Consider the following 5437-nt stretch of genomic DNA (forward strand, 5'->3'; position numbering starts at 1 on the left):
CGGGCGGCCGTCGCCCGCCGCCACGACGGAGTGGCCCAGCGTTCCCGCGCTCCGTTGAGCTGGGGGAGCGGGTCGAGGAGCCGGAGCAGGACCTCCAGGTGGTCGCCGAAGAACGCGGTGTCGGCCGCGAGCCGCCGACCGAAGAGCGACTCCAGGGTGCTGCGCAGGATCGCCCGCCGGAACGCCGCGTACACGTCGACGACCTGCCCGGGCCGCCAGCCGGCCATCGCCTCGTCCGCGCTGGCCGCCATCGTGGTGAGGTAGCGCGCCACCTGCCGGTGGTGCATCGCGGGCGCGACGAGTCGGCGCCGGCGCCGGTGCTCGACGCCGTCGCTGACGATGAGCGCCGTGGGCCCGTCCACCGGCACCAGGCTCTGGAACGCCTCCCGCCACCGGAACAGGTGCGAGTTCGCGAAGACGAACCGGTTGGCCTCCGGACCGAGGAGGAAGGCGACGTTCCGCGATCCCACCCGCAGCCGGGCGACGGGGCCGCGCCTGGCGTGCAGCGCCAGCAGCGCGTCGCCAGGGCGGTAGCGCACCGTGCGGTTCCGGAACCGCCACACCGTGTGGCGCGTTCCCGACCTCTGGAGGACTCCCCTCGACACCCCGCGTCTCCCTCCTGGCACCCAGGACGCCGAGGCTAGCGGTCCGGGTGGCCAGCGGGAAGGGAGCGATCGGCCCGGCCGGCTCGGTGAGCCCGGGCGGTCAGTCCTCGTCGTCCGCGCGTCCGCGCCGGCCGTCCAACATGCGCCTGATCCCCCGGAACGCCCGGTCGAGCTCGGAACCGAACGGGTTGTCCTGGACCAGGTACGTCCAGGTCGCGGTGGGCCGCACCAGGCCGGCGTCGTCGAGGTCGATGCCCTCGGCGGTGATCGTCGCCTCCTCGAAGGTCCTGGCGGCCCGCTCGTCGACCTCGCCGAGCAGGTCCCTGAACGCGGGGATCGCCGCCCGGTGGTACTCGTCCAGCGGGTTCTGCTTGCCCAGGGCGTGCAGGTGGATGCTCTCCCGGAGGTCGCTGAGGAACGCCAGGTGCTCGACCCAGCAGCGGTCCAGGTGGAAGAGGGTGATCCGCCGGGCCACGCTGACGAGGACCTCCTCGTCGATCTCGGCGCTCAGCTCCCGGTAGCGGTCGGGACAGCGGCGTTCCAGCTCCCGTAACGCGGTGTCGGTGCCGAGCAGCACGTCGCGCCGCTCGTCCAGGATCGCCCGGTGCCGCTCCGACAGGCGGCTGTAGCGGAACGTGTTGCTGTGGATCTCCAGCAGCGCGGCGTCGGCGACCCGCTGGGCGTGGTCCAGCAGCCGTTCCGCCGCCGGTCCCGTCACCTGCCCGTCCTCCTGGGTGGCGGTGGGCAGCCGGGCGTCCGGGGCGTGCCGGACGACGAGGTCGTCCTCCAGGCTGCTGAAGAAGATCGACCTCCCGGGGTCGCCCTGCCGGCCGGCGCGACCCCGCAGCTGTTCGTCCAACCGGCGGGAGACGTGCCGGTTGGTGCCGACCACGCAGAGACCGCCGAGTTCCTTGACCTTCTCGTGGTCGGCCTGGTCGGAGCCGCCCAGCCGGATGTCGGTGCCCCGGCCGGCCATCTGGGTGGACACCGTGACCGCCCCCAACGCGCCCGCCTCTGCGATGATCGCCGCCTCGGCCGCGTCGTTCTTCGCGTTGAGGACCACGCAGTCCACCCCGGCACGTTCGAGCAGTTTCGCCAGGTGCTCGGACTCGGCCACGTCCATCGTCCCGATCAGGACGGGTTGGCCCGTCTCGTGGGTCCGCGCCACGTAGTCGACGATCGCGGCTTCCTTGTCGGCGATCGTGGCGTAGACGCGGCTCGGTTCGTCCACCCGGATGCAGGGGCGGTTGGGCGGGATGATCGACACCCCGAGGTCGTAGAAGGTCCGGAGCTGCTCGTCCGCGGCCCGTGCCGTCCCCGTCATCCCGCAGACGGTGGGGTAGCGGCTGATCAGGGCCTGCACCGTCATGGTGTCCAGCACCTCACCGGTGTCGCTGACCGCGAGCCCCTCCTTGGCCTCCACGGCGGCCTGGAGGCCGTCCGGCCACCGCTGGAGTTCCGCGACCCGGCCCCGGGACTCGTTGATCAGCTGGACCCGGCCGTCGCGCACCAGGTAGTGCACGTCCCTGCGCAACAGCACCCTGGCGTGCAGGGCCACGTTCACCTGCGACAGGGTGGTGCCCACGTGTTCCTCCGAGTACAGGTCCACCCCGCCGAGGGCGTCCTCGACGGCGGCGGCCCCCTTCTCGGTGAGGAACACGTTCCGGTCGTCCTCGTCGGTGCGGTAGTGCACGTCCGGCTTCAGCGCCCGCACGATGTCGGTGATGATGCTGTCCGGGGCCGCCCCCGAGGTCGAACCGGCCAGCACCAGGGGGACCCTCGCCTCGTCGACGAGCACGGAGTCCGCCTCGTCGACCAGCGCCACCTGGGGCGCGGGCACGATCGGGTCGGTCCCCAACCGGTCCCGCAGCACGTCGAACCCGAACTCGCTCACGGCGGCGTAGGTGACGTCGGCCGCGTACGCGGTTTCCCGTTCCCGGGGAGTCGACGTGGCGGAGATCCAGGCCACGGTCAGCCCGAAGGCCTCGTACAGCGGCGCCATCCACTCCGCGTCCCGGCGCGCCAGGTAGTCGTTCACGGAGATGACGTGCACCTGGCGTCCGCGCAGGGCGAACGCGGTCGCGCCGATCGCGCCGGCCAGCGTCTTGCCCTCGCCGGTGAGCATCTCCACGACGTCCCCCGCGAACATCCGCGCCGCCGCGAGCAGCTGGACGTCGAAGGCGGGCATGTCCAAGCGGCGTCTGCTCACCTCCCTGGCCAGGGCGAGGAATCGCACCAGGTCGTCGCGGTCGAACGTCGCCGTGCCCCCGGCCGTTCCGCCGTCGTCGCCGTCCACCGGCCGCCGCCGGGAGAGCGCCGCGAGCCGGTCGGCGAGCTCGGCCTCGGTCAGCTCCCGGTACTCCTCCTCCAAGGTCGCGGCCGTGGCGACCACCGCCCGGGAACGCGAGAGGGCCCGCCGCCGCGAACCACCAAGCACCTTCCAGAACGCACTGCTCAGTCGGCCCATGCCGCCTTCCTCGGAGCACACCCGTGGGAATTCCTGTTGAATGCCCGTTTCACTCAGATCCCACCATGCCTGACCGGAGGAGTCGATGGGGCCAGGGTCAACCCGGCCGCCTTCCGCCGCCCGGCTCCGGGCCGGGGCGGAGCCGCTCGGAGCGGGGGAGGAGCACCCCGGGAGGTGGGCGAGCGCATGTCGTGGCCACGGCGCCTGCCGGGTCGTCCCGAACGGCGAGCGGCCCCTCCCCGAGCGTCGACCGGGGGCTCGCCCGGTGCCCGCCGCGCACGCCGGTCCCGCGAGCTGGTGAGGATCGCGCCCGCCACCGACCCGTCGGGGTGAGCGGAATTCGCCTTTCGTGCGGGCGGGCCGTCTGGTTCGCTGGGGGAGTGGGTGACGTGATCAGCTCCGAACGGCTTGACCTGGTGGCGCTCGACTCCGAGGCGCTGTCGCTGGTGGTGGCCGGCGACGTGGCCGGACTGGAGCGAACCCTGGACGTGGCGGTGCCGGCGGAGTGGCCCGCCGTCGTGCCCGCCCGCCTCCGCCTGGCCCAGCTCACCGAGGACCCCTCGGAGCTGCCGTGGTTGGTGCGGGCGATGGTCGACCGGGCCGAGCGCAGGATCGTCGGTGTGACCGGCTTCCACGGCAGACCTGACGACCAGGGGCGGGCCGAGGTGGGCTACGAGGTGCTGCCCGGGGACCGCCGCCGTGGTTACGCGCGGGAGGCGCTGCTGGCCCTCGCGGACTGGGCCAACGCCAGCGGCGCCGCCCTGACCTGCGTGGCCAGCGTCGCGCCCACGAACGAGGCCTCCCTGTCCCTGGTCCGTTCGTTGGGCTTCCGCCCCGTCGCTGAGCGGCTCGACCCGGTGGACGGGGTGGAACTGGTGTTCGAGCGCGCCCTGCCGTTCTCCCTCGACGGCTGACGAGGAGCGAGCACCTCCGCCACCTGCCCGCCCGGTGTTCGCCAGCGAACCGGCGGCGTTCCCCCCGGCCGCCACCGGGCGCCGTCGACCAGCCGGTCCGGAGCCGCGCCTCCACGTCCCCACGGCGGATCTTGACCTCGAGCGCGGTCGAGGTGCCAGGCTCGGTCCTCTCCGACGTCCCCCAGAAGGGCGAGCCGTGTCCACTCCGTTCCCCACCGCCGGCGCACCACTCGGTGTCCCGCCGTTCCGCGTGCTGTCCGATCCCGCTGACCTGCCCGCCGTTCCCGAGGAGGTCCCGCCGGCCCAGGCGCAACCCTGGTGCAACTTCGTGGTGTGGGTCCCCGGCCGGCTTCCCGCCGGGTGCGTGGCCCGGACGGGCACGCTGCGCCGGGAGGCACCTCCTGGCCGTCCTGGCGGCCGCGACGTCGGCAGGTCCCCCTGGTCCCGCGCGAACCCCTCCGCCTACCGGTACGAGGTCGCCGGCGAGGGGCGGCGCCTGCGCGTGAAGCAGTTCCTGTACGACTGGGCGGTACCCGCCCTCGACCACCCCAGCCTCTGGCGCAGCCGGACCTTCGCGCGACCGTTGGACGGGCGGCACGTGCTGTGGTTCGGCGTCGACTACCTCGGTAACAGGGGGACCTCGGCGCGGCTGGGGCGGACCATGGTGGAGGTGTCCGTCCTGGAGGGCGAGTTCACCGAGGAGGAACTCCTCGACCTGCACCGCTCGCTGCGCCCCGCCGACCCCGAGGCTCCGTCCCGACTGGCCGCCGTTCCCTTCGCGGAACTGAGCTACTGGGCCAGGCACCACGACGTCGAGATGGTCGTCGTCCCCACCGGGATCTGGCGGTTCCAGCGGGACGGGGACACCGCCCACGAGGGGGACTGGGTCACACCACCGCACCACGTGGAGCTGCTGGCCAGCCTCGGTCTCCCGGAGCACCTCGGTGGGCTGGCGGTCGACAGCGCCGCGCGCTTCACCAACGCGGCGGGCCGCACCGAGGTCGAGGTCCTCTACAGCGGCGGACCGGACCGTGGGCGGGAGCTGCGCCTGGTCGCGCAGCGCACCGGGCGGGGGCGACTGGTCGTACCACCCCAACCCTCCTCGCACGAGTGGGCCACGCGGACGACCACGACCGTGCGCGGGACGACGGTGTGGCTCGGCTGGATCGACGAGGGCCACGGTCCCTTCGACTGTGTGGGACGCGCGGGCAACGGTGTCGAGTTCCGGCTGGTCAGCGGCAGTGGAGTGGGCCTGGACCGGGGTTGGTTCGAGTCGGCCCTGACCGAGCTGCTCGGCGGGTGGGGCACACCAGGGGGATGAGACCTCCGCGCCACCGGCCGGGCGGGTCCGGCGGGCTGGGGCCTGACCGGTGGGCGCCCTCGCGCGCCGGTGATCCCGCGCGGGTCGCCGCGCGGAACCCCCGCCCCCGGGCCCTCCTCCCCGGCCACCT

The 5437-nt window shown here is 73.6% G+C and carries 4 protein-coding genes; 2 read left to right on the forward strand and 2 right to left on the reverse strand.

Annotated features, from left to right (window positions below):
* Both ACTIDRAF_RS0202435 and secA2 read right to left on the reverse strand, forming a co-directional pair.
* A partial coding sequence (locus ACTIDRAF_RS0202435; RefSeq protein WP_245533419.1) for a cytochrome P450 occupies positions 1 to 605 on the reverse strand: 605 nt, incomplete at its 3' end.
* A 100-nt stretch (positions 606 to 705) separates the two neighbouring features.
* A complete protein-coding gene (secA2, locus tag ACTIDRAF_RS0202440; RefSeq protein ID WP_016697127.1) occupies positions 706 to 3072 on the reverse strand; it encodes an accessory Sec system translocase SecA2 in 2367 nt (788 codons plus the stop codon).
* A 389-nt stretch (positions 3073 to 3461) separates the two neighbouring features.
* Here secA2 and ACTIDRAF_RS34740 point away from each other — a divergent pair, with 389 nt between their 5' ends.
* Together ACTIDRAF_RS34740 and ACTIDRAF_RS0202450 are read left to right on the forward strand one after the other, a co-directional pair.
* Positions 3462 to 3986: a GNAT family N-acetyltransferase gene (locus ACTIDRAF_RS34740; protein WP_245533420.1), complete on the forward strand. Its 525-nt coding sequence runs from the start codon at positions 3462 to 3464 to the stop codon at positions 3984 to 3986.
* A 196-nt stretch (positions 3987 to 4182) separates the two neighbouring features.
* Positions 4183 to 5307: a hypothetical protein gene (locus ACTIDRAF_RS0202450; RefSeq protein WP_016697130.1), complete on the forward strand. Its 1125-nt coding sequence runs from the start codon at positions 4183 to 4185 to the stop codon at positions 5305 to 5307.
* Positions 5308 to 5437: the final 130 nt, after the last annotated feature.

Origin of the sequence: Actinoalloteichus spitiensis RMV-1378, assembly GCF_000239155.1 — a bacterium.
Classification (GTDB): Bacteria; Actinomycetota; Actinomycetes; order Mycobacteriales; family Pseudonocardiaceae; genus Actinoalloteichus_B; species Actinoalloteichus_B spitiensis.

Excerpts from the sequence above, each read along its gene's own strand:
- secA2 (WP_016697127.1), bottom strand. The coding sequence starts at position 3,072 with ATGGGCCGACTGAGCAGTGCGTTCTGGAAGGTGCTTGGTGGTTCGCGG.